Raw genomic sequence first — 21,948 nt, forward strand, 5'->3', positions numbered from 1 at the left:
GGCTCAATCTCAAGCACATATCAGGGGCGAGATAAGTTCACAGTTTAATAATCGGTTTATCTAATGTAAATAGCGTAAATGACTGACACAATCACTCATTTAACGTGATGTTTTTATTTGGGATGCCGATCTCAAATGCACTTAATCACACAGCTAAACTTGGCGAGCCCAATCTTGCGACAAACAAGCTAACCCATCAAGACAACTATCGGCAACATTAGCCCCGCCATAGAAGTTAAGCTTAGTCTTTTTGCGGGTAAAGCTAACATGTTTATAGGGGCTATAATCAACTCAATGACACCACAAGCAAATCAACTTTAGTCAAAATGAATAAATGAGAGGCTTCACAATTTTTTATTTTATGAGAACAAAATCAGTTTAAATACCGTTAATTTTGTAAAATTAATGATCCTATTTAGTTTTAATTAAGGTTTTTTTAATACTTAAGTCCTTTTACTACGGGGATCCGCTTTCATTCAATAGCCGCTTCTTGGTATCCTCCTGCCGCATAAAAAAGTTACATGCTGAATATTTTTTGTTCTGCCAACTGACTCCTTTTCCCGTTCAGCCGGACTCATTAATTGAAATTAGCTCTTAGCCAATTCATTGTTGAAAGATTGAACCTAACTATTCGGCTTTCAACCTTTAGCATGACAAATCTAACCCTGTTTTTCGGGTTATTGTTTGTGCTGCCTATTGCTGACGTTTTATCCGTGTTGATCGGCGGTTGTATCGATATTAGTGAATTAATCAGCCTCAGCAATGGCTTTTTAGCCGAGTTTATCGGCGCTAGTTTGCTCAGCCTGTTATTACTCAATCCCCTCGTTATTCTGCAGTTATGGCATTTAATCGACTGCTGCTTCAAATTTTTCAATCATCTCGATTTAACTAACGCTTCACTTTTTTTAGCCCCCACAAGGCTAAAATCCCTCGAACATACCGCCCACGGTTGTCGCGCTCCGCCATTTTAACACTCTGTTTTTAAATTCAAATTAAGCATTAAGCGCTGAAAGCGGATCTTCGATTTGCCTCGGGATGGCGGCACATTTTGTGTCATGCCTCTTGGGTCTCAGGATTTGCGCTCAGATAACGCCGCTTAGTGCGACTGCCGGTTAACGCTTGGCAGAGTTGTAAACCTTAGGGTTAGAGGAATCTTCCTTTGTTAATTCGAAAATTAAGTAAAGCAGCAATCGCGGCAGTAGCACTCATGCTCGCGGGTTGTGATGGCGGAGTATTGGACCCTAAGGGCCAAATCGGTATCGATGAAAAACACCTGATTATCGTCGCCACCCTACTCATGCTCATTGTCGTTATCCCTGTGATTGCCATGACATTGTACTTCGCGTGGAAATACCGCGATGGCCGTGATCAGGAAATCTATGCGCCTAAATGGGCACACTCAACGGCGATTGAAACCGTCGTGTGGATAGTACCGATTGTGATCGTGATAGTGCTAGGTGTGATCACTTGGGGTTCGACCCATGATCTTGATCCATACAAACCTTTAGATCACGAAGCTAAACCCGTCACGGTTGAAGTGGTGTCGCTGGACTGGAAATGGTTATTCATTTATCCAGAACAAGGCGTGGCATCGGTCAATGAGTTGGCGTTCCCTGCCAATGTGCCGGTGAACTTTAAGATCACCTCTGACACTGCGATGAACTCCTTCTTCATCCCTCAGTTAGGCAGCCAGATTTATTCTATGGCGGGCATGACCACTAAATTGCATTTGATCGCTAACGAGCCAGGCACCTTCGACGGTATCTCTGCTAACTACAGCGGCGCCGGATTTGCGGGCATGAAGTTTAAAGCGATTGCTACTCAAACACCTGCCGACTTCGATGCATGGGTTGCCAAGTTAAAACAACAGGGCAAGACATTGGACTCAGCGGCCTACGCCACACTGGCTAAACCGAGTGAATACAATCCGGTTGAATACTTTGGCTCAGTCAGCAAAGGGATGTTTGACCAAATCGTGATGCAATACATGCACATGGACTCACATGAGGGCATGAAAGGTCACGAAGGAATGGACATGCACGCAGGCATGGAACACATGGGCACTGAGCACACATCTGACATGGCAGACATGAAAGGTATGCACGACATGGCACATATGGCAGGCGAGCACGCGATGGAAAATACACAGAACATGGCCGACATGGATAGCTCAACACCTTCTGTACCGTCATCAACACAAGACTCATCCACAGAACCTTCATCCTTAGAGCACTCATCCACTCACAAAGTGGAGGCGGAGTAATCATGTCATTTCTCGGTAAATTAAGCTTAGATGCGATTCCGTATCACGAGCCCATCATCATGGTGACCCTAGCGGTCGTCGCTGTGGTAGGTTTGTATATCGCAGCCTTGATCACTAAACACAAAAAATGGAGCGTACTCTGGAATAATTGGTTAACCTCAGTTGACCATAAACGCCTCGGTATCATGTACATAGTGTTGGCTTTGGTGATGCTCATTCGTGGCTTCTCCGATGCCATTATGATGCGTACCCAGCAAGCACTCGCCACCAACGGCGCCGCAGGTTATCTGCCGCCAGAACATTACGACCAGATCTTCACCGCCCACGGCGTGATCATGATTATCTTTATGGCGATGCCATTTATGATAGGTCTAATGAACTTAGTGGTGCCGCTGCAGATTGGCGCCCGCGACGTTGCCTTCCCCTTCTTGAATAATCTCAGTTTCTGGCTGACCGCCTCTGGCGCTGTGCTGATCAATATTTCATTGGGTTTAGGTGAATTTGCTAAAACAGGTTGGGTGGCGTATCCCCCCCTCTCAGAACTGGCTTACAGTCCGGGGGTTGGAGTCGATTACTATATCTGGGCACTGCAAATTTCAGGCATAGGGACAACCTTAACCGGGGTGAACTTTATCGCCACCGTACTTAAGATGCGCGCCCCCGGCATGAAGCTGATGCAAATGCCAATCTTCACTTGGACTTGTACTTGGGCGAACATTTTGATCGTCGCGTCATTCCCTATCTTAACCGCCGTGTTAGCCATGTTAACGCTCGACCGTTATATGGATTTCCACTTTTTCACCAATGACGGTGGCGGTAACGCCATGATGTATATCAACCTATTTTGGGCGTGGGGACATCCTGAAGTTTACATCCTGATTTTGCCTGCTTTTGGTATTTTCTCCGAGGTGATCTCAACCTTTACGGCTAAGCGTTTGTTCGGTTACACCTCTATGGTGTGGGCGAGCGGTGCGATTTCAATTTTAGGTTTCATCGTTTGGTTACACCACTTCTTCACTATGGGCTCAAGTGCCAACGTCAACGCCTTCTTCGGGGTGATGACTATGGTGATTGCGGTTCCAACCGGGGTAAAACTGTTTAACTGGTTGTTCACTATCTACCGTGGCCGCCTACGGTTAACGGTACCTGTGTTGTGGACGCTAGGCTTTATGGTGACTTTCACCATAGGCGGTATGACAGGTGTGCTATTAGCCTTACCAGGAGCCGATTACGTTCTACATAACAGTTTGTTTTTAATCGCGCATTTCCATAACACTATTATTGGTGGTGCGGTATTTGGTTACTTAGCTGGCTTTGCTTACTGGTTCCCGAAAGCGACAGGTTTCCACTTGAATGAGCGTTTAGGTAAAGCGTCATTCTGGTGCTGGCAAATCGGTTTCTATGTAGCCTTTATGCCGCTGTACGTATTGGGCTTTATGGGTATGACGCGCCGAATTAGTCATACGGATAACCCAGCATGGAACCTGTGGATCTACTTAGCCGCCGTGGGTGCTTGCATCATCATGGTCGGTATCATTCTGCAGTTTATCCAACTCTACGTGAGTATCCGTGACCGCGACCAAAACCGCGATACCACGGGCGATCCATGGAATGGCCATACGTTAGAGTGGTCAACCGCTTCACCACCCCAGTTCTATAACTTCGCTAAGCTGCCACAGGTTGCTGATATCGATGCCTTTACCGATGCGAAAGAAAAAGGCTTGGCTTATCAAGGCCTCAAACACTATCAGCCAATCCATATGCCGAAAAATACCTCAAGCGGTATCTTAATGGCGCTGGGGATCACTGCAGCTGGTTTTGCCGCTATTTGGCACATTCTGTGGTTAGCCATTGTGGGCTTAGTGGGCGCGTTTATCGTGTTCTTATTCCGAGCCTATAACAATGACGTCGACTATTACGTGCAACCCGATGAAGTGGCCCGCATTGAAAATGCCCACTTAAACAATGTAGTAAGGGGCTGATATGAGTATTGCAATCCCAGCAGATTTAGAAGTAGCTCACGCAGAAGATCATCAAGAACACCATGATACGAGTGGCAACACTCTGTTTGGTTTTTGGATTTACCTGATGACCGACTGCATTTTGTTTGCCTCGGTTTTCGCAACCTATGCTGTGCTCTACATGAACACGGACGGTGGCGTTTCGGGTAAAGACATTTTCGAATTGGACTTTGTGCTGATCGAAACTGCCGCCCTGCTCGTTAGTAGTATTACCTATGGCATGGCGCTAATTTTTGCTAAGCGCCACAACAAAGCCGCGACCTTGGCTTGGTTACTCGTGACCTTCGCCCTCGGTTGTGTGTTTATCGGGATGGAAGTCTATGAGTTCCATCACCTGATTGAACATGGCAATGGCCCGCAGCGCAGCGCTTTCCTGTCGTCCTTCTTCACCCTTGTCGGTATGCACGGTTTGCACGTGACCGCAGGTCTGATTTGGATGGCGATCATGATGATTGAAGTGGCGAAAACCGGTTTAGGTCATCGCAGCATCACCCGCCTGAGCTGCTTAAGCCTGTTCTGGCATTTCCTCGACATAGTGTGGATTTGTGTATTCACGGTCGTGTATTTATTGGGAGCACTGTAATGAGCGCACATAGTCATACTGATAAGCATAGCCATGGCACTGACGATCTGGCCGCGAGCATTAAGTCATATCTAATGGGCTTTGTGCTGTCAGTGATATTAACCGCCATTCCATTTTGGGCCGTAATGACCCATCACTTCGAGAAAGCGACCACCCTTAGCTTAGTGCTAGTGATGGCGATAGTGCAGATAGTGGTACATCTTAAGTACTTCTTGCACTTAGATTTCTCGAAAGAAGGCAAAGTGAATACCTTCTCCTTCCTGTTTACCGCCCTGATTATTGTCATGGTCGTCGGCTTGTCGGTGTGGATCATACTCGAAGCCAACGCTTTGATGATGTAACGAGAAACAGTCTATGCAAACACAAGACAGATTTATGTCACCGCAATGGAAAGCACGCTTCAAAGGGTATGTGCAGGTCACTAAGCCTGGCATCATTTTCGGGAATCTGATTTCCGTTGCTGGCGGTTTTTTATTAGCCGCCAAAGGCGACGTAAATTTGGTCTTGATGCTGGCGAGCTTAGTGGGATTGTCCTTGGTCGTAGCCTCGGGTTGCGCAATCAATAACTGTATTGACCGTGATATCGACGCCAAGATGCAGCGCACCTGCAAACGCGTCACTGTCACGGGCGAAATTGCCGTGGGTAACGTACTCGCGTTTGGACTCGCCTTAGGTGTGTTAGGCTTTAGCATCTTAGCCTTGTTTACCAATGCATTAGCCCTGCTATTTGCCGTTATTGGTTACATCGTTTATGTGGGGGTTTATAGCCTCTACATGAAACGTAACTCAGTGTATGGCACTTTAGTTGGCAGCTTCTCGGGCGCAGTACCGCCCGTGGTTGGCTATTGCAGCGTGACAGGGCAAATGGACATGGGCGCGGCTATTTTGCTGTTGATGTTCAGCCTATGGCAGATGCCACATTCCTATGCCATCGCGATTTTCCGTTTTAATGACTATGCGGCAGCCAATATTCCTGTGCTACCGGTTGCAGAAGGCATGACCAAAGCAAAACTGCATATCGTGCTTTATATTGCCGTGTTCGCCTTAGTCAGTGCGCTGTTGCCACTCGCGGGTTACACAGGTATCGCCTTTATGGCGGTCACCTGCGCAACCAGCCTGTGGTGGCTTGCCATGGCATTAAAAGGTTATCGCCACGGCGTCGACATGCAACGCTGGGCTCGCCAAGTGTTTGGTTTTTCAATCATCACTATTACGGCGCTCAGTGTGACTATGGCGCTCGACTTCCAAGTTGTGAGTCAGGCACCACTACTCACTTTAGTGAAGTAAATCCTAAGCTTTCAGCTAGTTGTCTAGACCTGAAATAAGTTGATAATACAAAAGCGCTAACCAAGATTAGCGCTTTTTTCTCTCCTAAAACAGCCCTTGAAGCATCACGTCTAAGTGAACATCATTCGCCACCACATACCGGGTAGGCTAGTAAAGCCTGTCGTATAGTGTTTTAGCTCACCCTCTTTAAAGATCATAATGGTTGGCGTCGCCTGCAATGACCAATCACGGGCAATCTTGCTGTCACTATCATTAATAGTGTCAAAGCCATAGCCTTGATGCTGAAGATATTTTCTCAGTTTCTCATCCTCCCCCGAATTCATGGCAACCGTCACCACGGGGTAATAGGCCGACATTTGATTGACTGCCGGGCTGACAAAATTACACACAGGGCACCAAGTGCCCCAAAAGTATACCAATACCGCCTGATCTTGGCTTAACTTGGCAATATCAAGCGCTTCCCCAGCCAACGTCGTCCCTTGGAGCTGCGGCAAATTATCCCGCGGGATATCTTTGCCGCGCCAGATGTCCATCACGCTGGTCACGATAAGAGCAATGAGCAGCCAAAGTGCCAGCTGCTTAATCCAGCCCAATATGCGTTTAGATAAAGATGTCGAAACCTGTTCGGCGCTCATATTTTCAGTTTCCTTTGGCGGCATCTTAACTGCTCTTCTGCGTCTTATCTTTAGCGGCAATCGCGGCTTCAAGCTGCTCTTTTAACACTTCGTAAGGCACTAATCCAGGAATAAGCGTATCGGCCACTATCATACTTGGCGTGCCACCTATGCCTAACTCATTCATTAAATTAACATTGTCATCGACCATTTTAGCCACGCGCTCATCTGTGTTGCCAACCCAACGCTCGGTTGCCGTCAGTTTAGCGACCTTAGCGATGGCGGCGGCATCGAGTCCACGCGGACTCGACATCAACATATCCTTCACCTTGAGATACTTTTCAGGCTCGTTTAACCAAACCGTTTGGGCAAAATCGACTGCCATTTTGGAGCCTTCGCCCTGCAGCGGCACCATTTTAACTATGATTTTTAACTGCGGAAATTCTTCAATCAGCTGGTTCAGCGAAGGCTCGATTTTCTTGCAGTATGGGCAGTTAAAATCGGTGAAATACACCATCTCAATCTCAGGTGTCGCAGAGCCCTTCCACGGATCGCTTTTGGTCTCATACATGGCTTTATGATGGGTCACTAGGCTCGTTTGCATGGCTGTATTGGCCCCCTCTTGCTCCCTTGCTTGCCACGCAATAATTGCTTCTCTCATTAGGTCAGGATCATTGATCAAGGCATCTTTAAGAATCGCTCGCACCTCTTGCTGCTGGGCCGCCGATAAACTGCTGTCTTTGGCATAGGCCATGGTGCTCACCGAAGGCAAGGAAACCACCAGCATTGCCATGGCGACACCCGAGACAGCAAACATCTGCAACTTGCGATGTTTGAATAAAGAGCTAAATTTCGACATCTTAGTGCCTCCGATGACTTGAGTATTCTGCATTGATTCAGTGATGTTTTGTGCTTCAATTGTCTGTTTCATAATCGATTTCCATTGTCTTAAGTCAGAGTTATCCCTGACCTGAGTATTTGTTGAGTGCCACTCGACTCGCTATTGAATGAGACTCGCCAGTGATATTGCCGAATGACATGTCCGAGTGAATGGCTGTTCGTTAGCGTTATTTCTCTGCCGCTACTGATGACTTTTCAAGGGACGCTGAGGCCTGCTCAATCGCAGCGAGCACAAGGTCAGTCGATAGAATTTCCGGCAGCTCAATCCCCTGCGGTGCACCCGGGCCGTAAACCACGTTGAATGGCACCCCAAAACGATGATGGCTTTGCAGGTAGTGAGTAATGGGCTCAGAAGGCGTAGTCCAATCGCCCTTCATCGGCAAAATATGCGGCTGTTGCAACAGGCTATAAACAGGGTCTTGCAGGATCACGCCAACTTTATTGGCCTTACAGGTAATGCACCAATCGGCAGTGACATCGACAAATACTGTCTTGCCCTGGGCGACCTGCTGATTAATCAATGCTTGATCCAATGGCGTCCAAGCAAGATCCGCAGGTAAAGGTTTAGCCCACTGGTTCACCGTCATAAATGCAATAACCGCCGACAGTAAAATGCCGATACCTAAGCAGCTCACGATGGCAATCGCGCCATATTTTTTAGCCATAAACACCATAAATATCAGTGCAATGACACCCGATAAGGGCCAGAGGTAGAGCACATCAATAAAGCTAGCCAACAGGCTAATCAGCCACAAACTGGTGAGGAGCAACATGCCGGAGAAAAACACTTTGACTGTGTTCATCCAGCGACCGGGTTTAGGGAAATAACCCGCCACTTGCGGAAATGCCGCCACAATCAACCAAGGGAACGCCATACCCACGGCCAACGCAGTGAAGATGGCAAACAAGCTCAGTACATCGGCGCCCAAGGCGAAGGCGACCGCAGTACCCAAAAATGGTGCACTGCACGGTGTCGCCAGTAGCGTCGCAAACATGCCCTGTAAAAAGTGCCCGCTGTTATTATTGCCGCCCGTCGTCGCTAACTTGGTTTGCACGTTAGAGGGTAAGTTAATCTCAAATACACCTAACATATTGAATGCAAAAACTGTGGTCACCAGCGCCATAAAGCCGATAAACCAAGGGTTTTGGAACTGCACGCCCCAACCAATCGCCTGCCCTGTAAGCTTAAGCATTAAGATAAAGCCAGCGAGTAACCAGAATGAGGCCAATATCCCCAGCGCTGATGCGATGAACTGTTGGCGGATTTGATTGCGCTTAAGATCTGGCGCGGCCACCACTGAACTGAGCTTCATGCCAAGCACTGGTAACACGCAGGGCATGACGTTTAAGATCAAACCACCGATAAGCGCTAACAAAATCATGCCAAATATCGAGGTGCTTTCTTGGGTAATTACCACAGGCTTAACCTCGGCGCTGTATTCCAACGCCCGCTCGCTATCGGCGACAGTCATGTTCAGCGATTTACCTAAGACTTCGGGCTCACCCAGCCAACTTTTACCGCTAAAAATACCGACCAATTGCTTGCCGTTAACATCGCTTTCACTCGGTTTTAAGCTCACTAGCTTAAATGTGGTATCTGGCTCGCCATCGATAATCACTGTGGGTTGCTGCCAATTGGCATCATTGAGTCTGACTTCAAGTTGACCTTTGCCGGCATCCCAACCCATTGTCATGGCAGGATTTTGGCCCTCTTGGGTCAACACTTTTTGTGGCACAAGCGACACGGCCTTGTTGTAAGCCAACATAGCATCGGTATCCGCTTGCAGCGCATTAGGCGTGAAGTCGAGACTAATCTGATAATCCGTCAGTACACAGATGGTGGTACAGGTCGACAAGGTCACTTTGCCGCGCAGCTGAGTTGGAGCAGCGATATCATCGACTTTTAGGGTTAATGGGAAGGTAGTATTACCTTTGTACCCAAAGGTTTGTAACCCCAATAATGAGAATTCCTCTGGCGCTGGCCATCTCCAATCCACTTGCTGTAGATTGTGTGAGCCATCCCATTTTATCGTCGGCGCGATACCGCCTTCCCCAGGACTACGCCAATAGGTTTTCCAATCGCCCTCAAGTTGTACTTCAAGCACAGCGGGCAAAGTATTCGTTGCAGGATCAACCTCCCCCGTTAGCATAAAACGTACTTTGGCTGGAGGGTGATTATCATTAACCAACCACCCCGTCGATGCGGCCATTAGCGACGGACTCGTCACTATCAAGGCGAGTATCCAGAATCTGGTTAACATGGATTTTAATGTACTCATTTTGTCCCCCAAAATATGCATTAACTGTTTGTTATTCAATTGCATATTAATCTCTTCGATATATCGTCAGCATTTGCCATTGCAATACTTAAGCGCTGTTAGACCAAACTAAGTTAAACAAGACTCTGTGCTGCTGCGTGCATGCTTACCTTGCTTCTAGGCCATATAAATATTGGCTAACGCTATGTTCTGGTTACCAATATCGTTATGGCTTAAGAAACATCAGCGTGATAGCAGGCTTAAGTTCAAGCAGTCAGATAGGGAGGTGTGATGTGTAAAATCGGATGTTCTGCAGCCGCTTAACTTTCTTTTCTACCGGCAAACTGGCGAGAAAAGTCAAATATTGACTGAGAGAAAGCATGCCTAAACAAACCCACCTATCAAATTGATAAATAAGTTTTTATTCTTGAAAGCGACAATGTGTGAGATGTATTCGCCTAGGTTTAGCTTGATAACCTTGTATGGGTAACAGTGTTATCACGCGGGAGGCGCGGGGAAGTAACGGCAGTAGGAACAGCAGGATAAGAAATGGGATGGTACTCGGAGTGTCGATACAGGTTCGGATCGATTTCTCAGACAATTCACATTTTTTAGGTTCACTTTTGACCAGCTCAGTACCCGCCGCTTGAGCATCGGCGTGGCTAGCCATATTGTTTGAAGCTGAACTGCTGTTTAAAGCAGTACTTGAGTTTAAAACTGAGTTGGCGCTAAAACCAGCACCAGAAAAAGACGTAGCCGACATCGCTTGCGCGCTCGACTCCTTGAGCAACAAGTTAAGTATTCCACTATTTTGAGTCAAACAGAACAAGGTCAGAATGGTAAACACCATCACGCCCCATAGGTTGCCTGTTTGCTTAGTCGATAACTTAGAAATTTGGATTTCCCTTCGTCTTATTCTTTGATAATAAAGATAAAAAATGAGTGTCTTTCAACAGATAGCTGAAGATAAGACCGGCGGATTGTAACAATAGTTCATCAACAAGCAAATTATTTTGCCTTGCCTGAGTCAAGCCATAGTCCACCATTTCAATAAAACCGCGCTTTGCTGACGGATAATTTGAGTAACAACGACCTAAGTTCTTACCATCATACTTAACAAGTTTTAATGCTCTAACATATTGATTTTTCATAACTAGCCACAACTTAAGCAAAGCCCGCCAGAGTGACTCTTGTGCAGGCTTATTAATGACTGGAATCAAACTTTTTGCCTAAAAGATAAATACAGACAAAGCTTATGCAGAAAACCCACCATCAATCATCAAACTCGCACCAGTGATATAGCCCGCTTCTGGGCCAGCAATAAAAGCGACAAAGCTGGCGATCTCTTCGGCTTTACCATAACGCCCTAGGGCGCCCATCGCCTTAACGGGCTCGGATGAATCACCATTATCAGGGTTCATATCGGTATCCACAGGTCCAGGCTGAATATTGTTCACCGTAATAGCTCGTGGGCCTAAATCCCGCGCTAATCCCTTGGCCAAACCGACTAAGGCCGATTTACTCATGCCGTAAATCGCACCACCTACAAACGGAATACGCTCAGCGTTCGTGCTACCGATATTGATGATCCGGCCGCCGTCATTCATGTGCAGCGCGGCTTCTTGGCTCGCCACAAACACACTGCGCACATTAGTGTTAATGGTTCGCTCCCAGTCCTCTAACGTCAGGTTCTCGATGCTATCCCAAATCAACGTGCCCGCATTATTGACCACTATATCTAAGCCACCGAAATGCGCTTTGGTCTCGCGGATGGCACGACGAATCGCCTCCGGCTCTGTGCTGTCGGCCTTAATGGCAATGGCTTGACCGCCATGAGTGATAACTTCGTCCACCAGCAATTGCGACTGCGCCTCAGATGAAACATAGGTAAAGGCAACCGCTGCGCCGTCACTCGCTAAACGTTTAACAATGGCGGCACCGATACCACGACTACCACCTTGTACAAAAGCCACTTTACCTTGCAGATTATTCGACGATTTCATAGTTTGCTCACTCAATAGGAGGTTAAGGTTGATTGTATAGAAAAACCTTTTTAATCAATTACAAAATGACGTTCGCTTGTACGTTAACGCTCATTTTCATACTGTGGTAGTAGCTTACGCGATTCACCTACCATGATTAAGTCACTAAAATGACCTTCACTAAGTCCTATAAGGAATTAATTGCCGTGATAAATAATCAATTTGTTGAGATACGCCATTTCGTCACAGTTGCCCAGCTCGGCAGTTTTACCTTAGCGGCGCAGGCGTTAGGCATGACTGGTTCGGCGCTCAGTAAAAGCATAGTGCGATTAGAAACCCGCTTAGGCACTAAGCTACTGCACCGCACCACAAGGCGTGTAAGCTTAACCAATGATGGCGATTCGTATCTCACAGATTGCCAAAATGCCATGGCAATCCTAGACAATGCACAGAGCCGACTCGGCAGCGAACAGCAAATTCCCTCAGGTCGAGTGCGAGTGGATTTACCCGTCACTTTTGGGCGGCGATATATACTGCCAGCCCTATTATCACTATCGCAAAAATATCCCAAGCTCGAGTTATCCATTACCTTTAACGATAGAGCGACCGATTTGTTTAGTGACGGCATTGATTTGGCGGTGCGTGTCGGACAACTCGGCGACACTGTGGATTTAGTCGCCCGCAGATTAGGGGAACAACGCCGAGTGATCTGCGCGTCTCCCGCCTATTTCGCTCGACTTGGCACGCCACAAGACAAAGAAGATCTCAGCCAGCACCAATGCATTGTCGGCTGGCCGCTCGGGCAGCAACATCGATGGTTACTTAAAAATGAGGATGGGATCATCGAGGCCTATGATATTCCAGTGCGCCACGAAATCGCTGATTGCGAAGCCATTTTAGCGGCCACACTGGCGGGAGTAGGTTTAGCGCAAGTGCCTATATGGCTAGTTGAGGACTATCTTAAAACCGGTGAACTCATCTCGGTACTGGACGAACTCGCCAGTGACGACACACCTATCCACCTTATTTGGCTTAAAACCCCTTACCTCCAACCCAAGCTACGGGTGATCATCGAAGAACTGGCCGAATTAGCCAAAACTCCAAAAAGTAGATTTAAGGCAGAATAAGTGAAAGGACTCGACTGAGCGCGACCTTTCACTTTGGGACTAACGGTTATTTGCTTTGATGTATGGATTGGTCATAGAGAGTGATCGCTTTGCTGAGCGCGTCAAAATCCGCCGAACACAAATACCGCTTTAAGCTTTCAAACTTTTCGGCAGGCCAATCGTAGATTTTTAACGCCAGTAACTCAGTAATAACGTCTTTATCAAACCGATACTTGATTAATTTCGCGGGTGATCCCGCCACAATACTGTAGGGTTCGATATTTTGGGTGACAACACTATTTGCGGCAACAACCGCACCTTCACCTATCGTCACACCTGGCATCAACATACATCTCATGCCTAACCAAGCCCCATCACCAATATGAGTATCACCTTTGCCTACGTAGGCATCCTCGATGAAATCCATAAAGGGGTATAAACAAAACCAATCTGCTCTATGCGTATGATTTCCGCCCATTAAGATCACAACTTCGGCAGCGATACACACATAATTACCGATATAAAGTTTATCGATAGACCACTTAGGTTCCCACTCACGGCTCACTTCATCGCCATGAAGATATCTCACCACAGATCCCTCAAAGCCAGCATCCCAGCAATCACTGTAATAGCTATGCTGACCTTTGACTATGATATTGGGATTGATGACCACCTCGTGCAATAACTGAACTTTTGACCAATGCTTTTTCTGCATTGCAAATCCTCTTTATAAACAAAATTGTCAATACGAAACATAATGTTATGAGAAGCTTCACATTAGAATAGTCAGTGAATACGCGGCTGTTTTAGCAGAGGAATGAGTTTCATAAAAAAATCACAAGTGGGTATAAAAAAGAAAATAGCCCATAAAACTGAAATATCGGCATGGGCTAGCCGTTGTCACTGAAAGTGTCGCTGAAACCAAACTATGACATAGCAGTATACCCAGAAACAATTACTTAGCTAAATCATGTAACCATACATTGACATAAAATGTACCCATAGCCTGACAAATAGGAGAAACTGCAAAATAACTCAAGTGAAAAATGTAATTTTACTACAAGTGACTATTAAACCTTTGCAAACTGACAATTGCCCCATTCCGTTTTACCTAAGATTGTCGCCTCAGATGCACGAAGATAGAAATGCCTTAGATTTTTAATCTGGCTGTATCTACAAGTCGTGGGCCGTACGATACATTTAGACTAATTAATTTAGAAATGCTTCATTTAGAAGTCCTTTAACGTTCGTAGCAAAAATCAATGATGTCGCTGAAGTTAACTTTTTCTAGTGAAAGCTGCTCTTTCAATTTGTCCACTTCAGCGATATTAGGCAAAGCATTAGTAGGGGAGATTATAACCTTAAACTCAGGATTGTACTGCAGTCCCACTCTTGTAAGCTCTTTTCCTAATTGGAAAAGTATGTTATCACGCAGTATCAATTGGTTTCTTTTAAAACGGAGCAAACGATAACAATCGAAAAAATCTGAACGCTTTGATGAATCTTGTTTTCTGCCAGTCCAGCCTGTATCTCTTGTTGCTCTATACAGTGCTTTATCTTGCGTATCTACCCAATAGTTAAAGTCAAAATCGCTTCTTGGTATGGGGTTCTTATATGTGGCTTTGGGGAAAAATGCAGTGTTTTCATGTCGGTACTTGTCTAGGTCGTTCAATATCCTATTTTGCGCTAACAAAAGTTGCTTAGTGGCATTGGAAATATCAATTCGAATAAGTTTACTTGTGTCTAAGATTCGTAGCTCTGCTGGTAGTAACTCTCCATCGCTATTCCAATACTCTTTTTGTCGTTTTGGCAAAAGTTGGATGCATATATTCAAGAACTGGAACAGATTAACTGAACTTAAAGGCACTATATGTAGTTCCTCTTTTTCTGTGTTTTCATAAAGAAAATAGCGCGCGGTTTTCAAACGCACTAATTTTTGAGCTATTTCCTCCACCCACTCACGCACAGTATTGTCTAGACAATGTTGCCTATGTCTCAATTTTACATTTCCAAGCAATTTATTAGCTAGCACGTCATCATTAGACTTTATATTGAAAAGAGCTTCATTTTTTCGACTAAACGATTTAAAAATTTGAGAAAAATCTTGATTAAACATTCCTTGGTAGAAGCCCTCCCGTTCTCTCAAAGGACTAATGAAAAGTCTTTCTAGGAGCCCCATATTTTCTTTATCGAAATGAAAATGATGCTCTGGTTTCCCTTTAACAAACTTCATAGGTATCCCTCTTCACTGTCTTCAGTATCTTCTAAAGAACGTTTAAGTGAGTAAATATCATGACCTATTTCGAAATCAACAGAGCCAAGTTTCGGAAGGATGTGTAAGGCAATAAATAGATGAGAAGCATCCGAAAATGAGTTGCTAAGAAATACTCTAATTAATTTGTTTTTATGGTTTTTTCCTCTATTCATCGCCATGTGCTCTCCATATCCATCTTGCCTTGTACGCTCTTCAAAAGCTGATTTCCAGTTGAAACGAATCATATCTCTTGGGGATACGCTGGTGCTAAACGAACGAGGGTTTGAAAGCAGTAACATCCTCTCCAAATATTGTTTCTTGGTTGGAAACCTATCAATCCACTTATTGAACTCGCCAAGTGCCATTTCGGGTAGTCTCGTATTTTCGAAGTAAGCTCCATATAAAATAGCAAACCCTACAACTGACATTATATCGTTCAATACCGTTGAAATAAGATGTAATCGAAACTCATCATTTATATCGAGTTCAGGATCTACGAATTTAGAGTCGGAAGCCATAAAAGCTAGTAGCATGAACATTGGAATAGATTTACTTAACTTCTCCTCATCATTCTGCTCAAGTGCATCAATACAAGCTTCGGCGAGTTCGAAGTATATGTGCCCAAAATGATCTGGTAGTTCATCATTTTGTTCTCTCCTAAAAACATGCCCAATAATACTAGCTTCCCCCAGCATCGCTATTGCGTCATTTCGTGCTGTGGCGTGTTGCTTTCTAAAAGCATTAATATCTATTTCTGGAAATAAATACTGCTTTTCGGAGTAATGTTCAAACTCTCTGTATCTATTAATTAGTTGAGATATATCTTCGAACCAACTAGATAATTTCCAATAATTGTGAAGATTTGCCAAAATTACTTGAGTCGCAGCTTCCTTCATCTGTATTTCTGATAGCGTCTTTACAAAGTTAGGGATCGTAAACGCATAATAGTGGCTGATTTCCTGAAGCACCTTAGCGTAATGATTTAAAACCTTTTGAACTACCAGTTGTTGGACATACTTAGGTTTTGACAGTCGCTGACCTTCAATCCTTCGTTCAAAATTGATGCGTTCCACGACAACGTTTAACTCTACTTGTAGAAAAGAAGGTAGAGATTTTAGATGTTTACCTGTCCATATATCAGTATCAAAGAAGTGCTTTAGCTCTTCCTCGAATGTAAACATACGCTGCATTGTTTTAAGGCAAAGATTGCTTCCTAATACAGCCCATGTGTCAGCTATCCCAATCAATAGAACTAGTTCCTCTTGTTCTTTCTCAACTTTTTCTATTGAAGCAAAAGCAGTCGCTATAACTAACTGTATTTTTTTGATTTCTTGCATTCCTATTGCGAACTGAAATTGTTCTGAATAAGTTGATATTCGAGATGACAATTGACTTAGGAGGTTTAGTCCTAACATAAAATCATTGGTCGCAAATGCTAGCTCTACATGCTTAGCTAATCTATCAATAATCTCATTCTCTAACCATTGATAGTCTGCTTCATCTTCTGTTGCTAATTGGCTACTTGTTTGTAAAGCAGCATGGGTGGCTAAATCTCCGGCATAGAACCATTGCTGATGCTTTTTTCGCCTTGGGAACCAATAGCTTGTATGAGCAATACGATGTTTATTATTTAGGTAGTGTCGTAATACTACTGAATAATTATGACTAAGTTGAGGCAAGTTATCATTAAGCTTTTTTGTTTCACTTTTCATCTCGTCGTCGATATAGCATAGCTGTTTAAAGGCTAAACGAGCCCCTTTTGAATGATGGTTGGATAGAGAAACTGAATTGTTAGACTTAGCCGCATTCTCTATATGGTGAGCTATTCTAGGTAGTACTTCACTAGTAGCCAATTGATTGAGATTGAAGAAGTTGAACAGCCGTTGACCTAAAGGGAACAACGCAAGTGAGCTTATGGCTGTTAAAAATGTTCCTACAGTATAAACTGAAACGCCCAGCTCAATGCCATAGGATCCTAGTGTTGTGGCAATGAGACAAAAGATGGCCGAGAAGACCAAAACGCGTGAATATACATTACCAACCTGTTCAGTCGTAAGAAGCTGAATGATATCACGCCGAAGTTTAGTGTAGCCCGTACTTAATATAATACCTATTGATGCGAAGTATATTGAAAATATGGTGGTTAGCAGTTGTGCATACAATCTGAGCTGGTTGATATTAAATTCTATTTGTTCTTTACTAAGAGGCTCAAAAATATTTGTGTTTGCTCTAATATAACTCTCAAACAAGCCTAGAATAGTCAAAGCAAGAATCACTCCGCTTAGGCTCTTTAAACCTACAATTGTAATGGAACCTAAAATTGTAGTGTTGATCTTAGCTTTAGTAAAAGATGCTCGTTGTTTGTATAAAATCCGTTCTAGAAGAAACTCCATCCTTGCATACTTAGCTTTAGATTTCCAAAACCACGATTTAGAAGTCAGCCATATTTTTATTGAATCAACCAAAATGCACACCCTATCATAGGCTTACGAAGCTACTAGGCATCATAACACCTGAAACTTCTGCGTAGCAATTGTTCATATAAAACATACTTCAATCCAAGCTAAATGTTCCTATAATCACAAGGGTGGTAAGCTCGTTAATTTGTCATACTTCAAGTAATCAACCTTTATAAATTTACGTAACCATTCTGATAAACTTTTGTCCATGTACGTGTCAGAGGAATGAAGCTGACACGTTCGTGCCCCAAAGCTGGCTAGCATTCATTTAGTGAATTGAAAACTGACGAATGAGTTGCCCTACAAAATCTCATCCATTTACCTAATGTTTGGCCTTACCAGAAATCGACTAACACTAACAATGTATGGGTATACAGTCGTATTTAAATTTAGATGCTTTTGAGTGTTTTTACACTCATTAGTTTGCGCGTTTATCCAGCCTAAAATTTATAAAACCCTTAAAAATCATCCGCATAATCTTTCCCAAAATTAGTTAATAGGTTTGGAAAACGCGCATGCGCGTTTTTCCGGATGGTGTATTAGATAAAAAGCTGATAAGTTCTTTGGAATACAAACAGTTAGTGATGCGCGTTTTTACTGGTCTAATGAGGTAAACGCGCATGCGCACTAATAAAATGTTATGCCTATTCATTGAGTAAGGGTACACATGGGAAATTATAGAAACTTCGAGCAAGACTTTGTGGCTCGTACTATTGACTTAATTGAACAATATAATCAGCTGATCGTTGATGAACCATTTGAGAGACAGTTCAACTATACGTTGACGCTTAATTGCCTCTTAGGCTTAATCGTGATGCCTAAAGAACGAGCAATTAATACAATTCCAAATGAACGTTTAACAATGCAGTTTAAGCAGCATATGGGCATTATTCATTCTGAGTTGCCAGATGCACAAACTACATTGCGCCAGCTAATTGTTAAAATGAGGCATTCTATTGCCCACTTTGACATTGAAGTTGAATCAATCGACCAACACCACTTGGTAAATTTTGTTAACTTCAAAGATACGGATAATGGTCAAATTTATGCGCGTTTCCATGCCGAAGAAATTTTTCCATTTCTACGATCTTATGCTCAACTATTGGTGGATAGCATGCGGCGTCAACAACGTCATCGAGAACAGGCATAACAAACCGTTCAAGAGGGATTCGCAACGCGTGGCATTTTCACTATGCGTTGGTTTTAATGATTAAGGTGGTGTGCGGAGGCTTCGGTAATGCGTTGCTCACCCCTTAACAGGGCGTTAGCATTCTAGGAGAGTAAATGAACCTCAGAGATCAATTTAGGTTAAAGGTATTTCAATCAGAGGGTGCTGAATACGAAAAATTATTTAATGATTTAATGAAGCTAAGAAATCCTGGATTTAGAAGCGTAAAACCTCACGGGAATATTGGTGACAGAGGAAATGATGGATGGGTTCAGAGCGAAGGGAGGTATTACCAAGTTTATGCTCCTGAAGAGTTATTCAAAAACACAGATGAAGCAATAAAAAAGGTAAAGTCTGACTTCGTTAAACTTAAAGAATATTGGAATTCAATTTCACCTATTAAATCATTTTATTATGTTTTGAACGATAAGTTCAAAGGTGTCTCGCCTCATATTACAAAGGTTTTAGAGGAAATAAAGAATGAAAATGGCTTAGAAGATGCAGGTGTTTTTTGTAACGCTAGTATGCAAGAGCTCATCTTTACCTTGCCGCAAGATTCAATATGTTCATTGTTGGGAGTAAGTTGCTCTCAGACAGATCAGCTTTACGAAGATAAGAGAAAGGTGAGAGAGTTTTTGGATTGTTTGTCGTTTGTAACTGAGGAGCTTTTTTCATCTGGTCGTGAAGCTGGCTATTTTTTCCCATCAAATGTTTTCTACTTTATATCAGATTGGGCAAGCAAGGACTGGCAGTTCCAAAGATTACTGTCATCCAATCAAAATATAAATAATAATCAAGTAAATATGCGGCAGCAGCTTGTTTTGATGCACAATCAAGTAAGCGGGGATCAGTATTATGATGACATTGGTTTAAGCTTTAAGTATAAACCACCATATGACTTACCCAGCAGGAATGAGCTGATTGAATCTAGAAAGGATTCTATGGGTGTGTTCATACAGGAATTTGCCAATTCATATAAAGTTGTCCGTGATTACTCAGCGTAAAATGCTAACAAGCGGCAGCAGTCGGACACGGTGAAACTGTCACTCAATTTGCTGCGCAAATATGTGCCAGTTTCACCGTGCCGCTGTGCCGGGCGTTAGTTGCCTTAATAAAGTATGGAGAAATTCGTGAGTAGAGATTGGGAATCAGTATTTACAACTTGGTCGCAAGGACCAAGTAAAACAGAGCAAGAGAGAGCTGAAAATGCTGAGAGGCAAATAAGGCAAGCAATTCAAGCTAGCGATAAGTTAAAAAATAGAAATATCAGGGTGTTTACTCAAGGCTCATACAGAAACCGGGTCAATGTAAGGCAGGATAGCGATGTAGATATTGGAGTTCTCTGCTTTGATACCTATTTCCCTGAATATCCTGATGACAATGTTAAAATGGAGCTTGCAAAAAGTTTCATTCCAGCCACTTATGAATATGCGACATTTAAAAGTGAGCTAGAAGAAGCACTTGTAGCAAGATTTGGAAGAGCTGCCGTCACACGCGGTAGTAAAGCATTTGATATAAAGGCAAACACTTATCGCGTAGAGTCAGATGTGGCTGCATTTTTTGAGCATCGTAGATACGTTACCGCAAATTACCATCTTTCTGGGGTCGAAATGATACCGGATGACCTCGACCCGCCAAGAGTGAGAAATTGGCCAGAGCAACACTACCAAAATGGTGTTTCAAAAAATGACGCTACATCGAGAAGATATAAAAGAGTCGTTCGAGTATTAAAGAAGTTATCTAACGAAATGGCGTTAAATGGGATTCAGTCAGCACAAGATACGCCAAGCTTTCTCATTGAATGCTTAGTATTTAATGCGTCAAATTCATGTTTTGAGTATCAGTCTTTCAAGCCAATGGTAAGGCATGTGCTTGCAGAGCTTTTCAATAATACTTTGTCCTATGAAAAATGCTCTGATTGGGGTGAAGTAAATGAACTTAAATATCTTTTTAGGGGATCGCAGCCATGGACGCGAGAGAGTGCTCATCAGTTTATAAGTGACGCTTGGGACTACATAGGTTACGAATAATGCTAACTAGACTTCATATCTCATCATTTATTGGCCTCACGATTGCGGTTTGGTTGCTTGCTCTCTGGTTTCAAGGCATGCCTGTGCTCAGTGCGGACTTTGTAAAGCCATTTGGTACAGTGGTCGGCGTTATAACTCTATTTGTGACCATGTTTAATAAATACATGTGGTCATGGAAAATATTTAAAGGCTGGTATGTGAAAAGGCCGGACTTGAGGGGAACTTGGAAAGTTGAGCTGAAAAGTAGCTGGATAAACCCTGAAACTGGTGAAGGAATCGCACCAATCTATGGATATGCAGTCATCAGGCAGTCGTTAACATTTCTTAGTTTGAGGTTGATGACAAAGGAATCTAGATCTGTTTTGGTGGCCCACAGTATAGAACAGCAAGAAGATGAAGATCTGTTTAAGCTAGTTGGTGTCTATCGAAATGAACCCAAAATTGAATTACAAGGTGTAAGAAGCGAAATCCATCATGGCTCTTTCGCTCTGGAAATTCATGGTTCCCCAGTCGAAGAGCTTGAAGGGCACTATTGGACAGATAGGGCGACCAAAGGTGGAATGAAATTGGTTGGTCGTGTAGAAAAATTATATAGCACATATGAGCAGGCAGAGCGTGAAATCGGCAACTAACAAACGCTTCAAGAGGGACTTCCAACGCGTGGCATTTTTACTATGCGTTGGTTTCAGTGATTACGGTGTTATGCGGAAACTTGGTAGTAGCGTTGTCAGCCCCTTAAGCGGGCGTTTGTTTACAAAGGGAGCTTGGTTTTGTTTGATGGTATGTTTGTCTACTCAGGATTAATTTCCACAATTTGGATCATCGTCGGAATTTATGTGGCCAGTCGATTCTATGATGGCTATGACCACTCTAAACAATTTTGCAGTGAGCTGGGTGCTACAGGAAGCCCAACCGAGAAATTGTCACCTTTGATCAATAATTATCCATTAGGTTTTCTGTTTTGTTTTTTCGGTTGGTATGTAGCGCAACTTTCGAACGTGTCAGTTTTGGTTAACATTGCAG

Annotated in this window: 21 protein-coding genes; 12 read left to right on the forward strand and 9 right to left on the reverse strand. The window is 43.8% G+C overall.

The genetic code is table 11. The features are described from left to right. The first annotated feature begins 581 nt into the window (after positions 1-581). The 6 genes from ACHA99_RS11170 to cyoE all read left to right on the forward strand — a co-directional run bounded on the left by ACHA99_RS11170 (position 582) and on the right by cyoE (position 6,154). Complete coding sequence (locus tag ACHA99_RS11170; protein WP_393942748.1) at positions 582-971, forward strand: hypothetical protein; 390 nt, start codon at positions 582-584, stop codon at positions 969-971. Positions 972-1,159: 188 nt separating this feature from the next. Continuing rightward, on the forward strand, positions 1,160-2,263 hold the full coding sequence (gene cyoA / locus ACHA99_RS11175) for a ubiquinol oxidase subunit II (RefSeq protein WP_393942750.1): 1,104 nt from the start codon (positions 1,160-1,162) through the stop codon (positions 2,261-2,263). Positions 2,264-2,265: 2 nt separating this feature from the next. Then, on the forward strand, positions 2,266-4,245 hold the full coding sequence (cyoB, locus tag ACHA99_RS11180) for a cytochrome o ubiquinol oxidase subunit I (RefSeq protein ID WP_173248333.1): 1,980 nt from the start codon (positions 2,266-2,268) through the stop codon (positions 4,243-4,245). A gap of 1 nt (position 4,246) precedes the next feature. Continuing rightward, positions 4,247-4,867, forward strand: a complete 621-nt coding sequence (gene cyoC / locus ACHA99_RS11185) for a cytochrome o ubiquinol oxidase subunit III (protein WP_393942753.1) — start codon at positions 4,247-4,249, stop codon at positions 4,865-4,867. Continuing rightward, the gene (gene cyoD / locus ACHA99_RS11190; RefSeq protein ID WP_263162517.1) at positions 4,867-5,208 is read left to right on the forward strand and encodes a cytochrome o ubiquinol oxidase subunit IV; all 342 of its coding nucleotides are present in this window, start codon (positions 4,867-4,869) and stop codon (positions 5,206-5,208) included. The genes cyoC and cyoD overlap by 1 nt, the downstream gene beginning before the upstream one ends. A 13-nt stretch (positions 5,209-5,221) precedes the next feature. Further along, entirely contained in the window at positions 5,222-6,154 is a 933-nt protein-coding gene (gene cyoE, locus ACHA99_RS11195) for a heme o synthase (RefSeq protein WP_259524424.1), read from the forward strand. Positions 6,155-6,264: 110 nt separating this feature from the next. Here the strand turns inward: cyoE and ACHA99_RS11200 are convergent, their stop codons facing one another. The 6 genes from ACHA99_RS11200 to ACHA99_RS11225 all read right to left on the reverse strand — a co-directional run bounded on the left by ACHA99_RS11200 (position 6,265) and on the right by ACHA99_RS11225 (position 11,929). Next, positions 6,265-6,789, reverse strand: a complete 525-nt coding sequence (locus tag ACHA99_RS11200; protein WP_263162522.1) for a protein disulfide oxidoreductase — start codon at positions 6,787-6,789, stop codon at positions 6,265-6,267. Positions 6,790-6,814: 25 nt separating this feature from the next. Then, on the reverse strand, positions 6,815-7,699 hold the full coding sequence (locus tag ACHA99_RS11205) for a DsbA family protein (protein ID WP_198572442.1): 885 nt from the start codon (positions 7,697-7,699) through the stop codon (positions 6,815-6,817). Between the two features lie 136 nt (positions 7,700-7,835). Beyond that, complete coding sequence (locus ACHA99_RS11210) at positions 7,836-9,947, reverse strand: protein-disulfide reductase DsbD family protein (RefSeq protein WP_393942757.1); 2,112 nt, start codon at positions 9,945-9,947, stop codon at positions 7,836-7,838. A 400-nt stretch (positions 9,948-10,347) separates the two neighbouring features. Then, the gene (locus tag ACHA99_RS11215; protein ID WP_393942758.1) at positions 10,348-10,776 is read right to left on the reverse strand and encodes a hypothetical protein; all 429 of its coding nucleotides are present in this window, start codon (positions 10,774-10,776) and stop codon (positions 10,348-10,350) included. Between the two features lie 37 nt (positions 10,777-10,813). Then, complete coding sequence (locus ACHA99_RS11220) at positions 10,814-11,146, reverse strand: hypothetical protein (RefSeq protein WP_393942760.1); 333 nt, start codon at positions 11,144-11,146, stop codon at positions 10,814-10,816. A gap of 33 nt (positions 11,147-11,179) precedes the next feature. Continuing rightward, positions 11,180-11,929 carry a 3-oxoacyl-ACP reductase family protein gene (locus ACHA99_RS11225; protein WP_393942762.1) on the reverse strand — a complete coding sequence of 250 codons (750 nt, stop codon included), beginning with the start codon at positions 11,927-11,929 and terminating at the stop codon, positions 11,180-11,182. Positions 11,930-12,114: 185 nt separating this feature from the next. Here ACHA99_RS11225 and ACHA99_RS11230 point away from each other — a divergent pair, with 185 nt between their 5' ends. Beyond that, positions 12,115-13,035 carry a LysR family transcriptional regulator gene (locus ACHA99_RS11230; protein ID WP_393942764.1) on the forward strand — a complete coding sequence of 307 codons (921 nt, stop codon included), beginning with the start codon at positions 12,115-12,117 and terminating at the stop codon, positions 13,033-13,035. A 46-nt stretch (positions 13,036-13,081) separates the two neighbouring features. On the opposite strand, the gene ACHA99_RS11235 is transcribed toward ACHA99_RS11230, so the two are convergent. The 3 genes from ACHA99_RS11235 to ACHA99_RS11245 all read right to left on the reverse strand — a co-directional run bounded on the left by ACHA99_RS11235 (position 13,082) and on the right by ACHA99_RS11245 (position 17,733). Further along, the gene (locus ACHA99_RS11235; protein ID WP_393942766.1) at positions 13,082-13,729 is read right to left on the reverse strand and encodes a CatB-related O-acetyltransferase; all 648 of its coding nucleotides are present in this window, start codon (positions 13,727-13,729) and stop codon (positions 13,082-13,084) included. 525 nt (positions 13,730-14,254) lie between these two features. Then, the gene (locus tag ACHA99_RS11240; RefSeq protein ID WP_393942768.1) at positions 14,255-15,247 is read right to left on the reverse strand and encodes a hypothetical protein; all 993 of its coding nucleotides are present in this window, start codon (positions 15,245-15,247) and stop codon (positions 14,255-14,257) included. Beyond that, a complete protein-coding gene (locus tag ACHA99_RS11245) occupies positions 15,244-17,733 on the reverse strand; it encodes a hypothetical protein (protein WP_393942770.1) in 2,490 nt (829 codons plus the stop codon). Before ACHA99_RS11245 ends, ACHA99_RS11240 begins: the two co-directional genes overlap by 4 nt. A gap of 661 nt (positions 17,734-18,394) precedes the next feature. Between ACHA99_RS11245 and ACHA99_RS11250 the strand changes: the two genes are divergently transcribed. From ACHA99_RS11250 to ACHA99_RS11270, 5 genes are all read left to right on the forward strand, one after another. Beyond that, complete coding sequence (locus ACHA99_RS11250) at positions 18,395-18,877, forward strand: HEPN family nuclease (protein WP_393942772.1); 483 nt, start codon at positions 18,395-18,397, stop codon at positions 18,875-18,877. A 134-nt stretch (positions 18,878-19,011) separates the two neighbouring features. Beyond that, complete coding sequence (locus ACHA99_RS11255) at positions 19,012-19,899, forward strand: hypothetical protein (protein WP_393942774.1); 888 nt, start codon at positions 19,012-19,014, stop codon at positions 19,897-19,899. Between the two features lie 126 nt (positions 19,900-20,025). Further along, positions 20,026-20,925: a nucleotidyltransferase gene (locus tag ACHA99_RS11260; protein WP_199355857.1), complete on the forward strand. Its 900-nt coding sequence runs from the start codon at positions 20,026-20,028 to the stop codon at positions 20,923-20,925. Continuing rightward, positions 20,925-21,557, forward strand: coding sequence for a hypothetical protein (locus ACHA99_RS11265; protein WP_069217128.1), 633 nt, complete (start codon positions 20,925-20,927; stop codon positions 21,555-21,557). Before ACHA99_RS11260 ends, ACHA99_RS11265 begins: the two co-directional genes overlap by 1 nt. A 150-nt stretch (positions 21,558-21,707) precedes the next feature. Then, positions 21,708-21,948 (forward strand): DUF998 domain-containing protein (locus ACHA99_RS11270; protein ID WP_393942778.1); only part of this gene is annotated, 241 nt, incomplete at its 3' end.

Source organism: Shewanella sp. S23-S33 (assembly GCF_043359565.1).
In the GTDB taxonomy this organism is placed as follows: Bacteria; Pseudomonadota; Gammaproteobacteria; order Enterobacterales; family Shewanellaceae; genus Shewanella; species Shewanella oncorhynchi.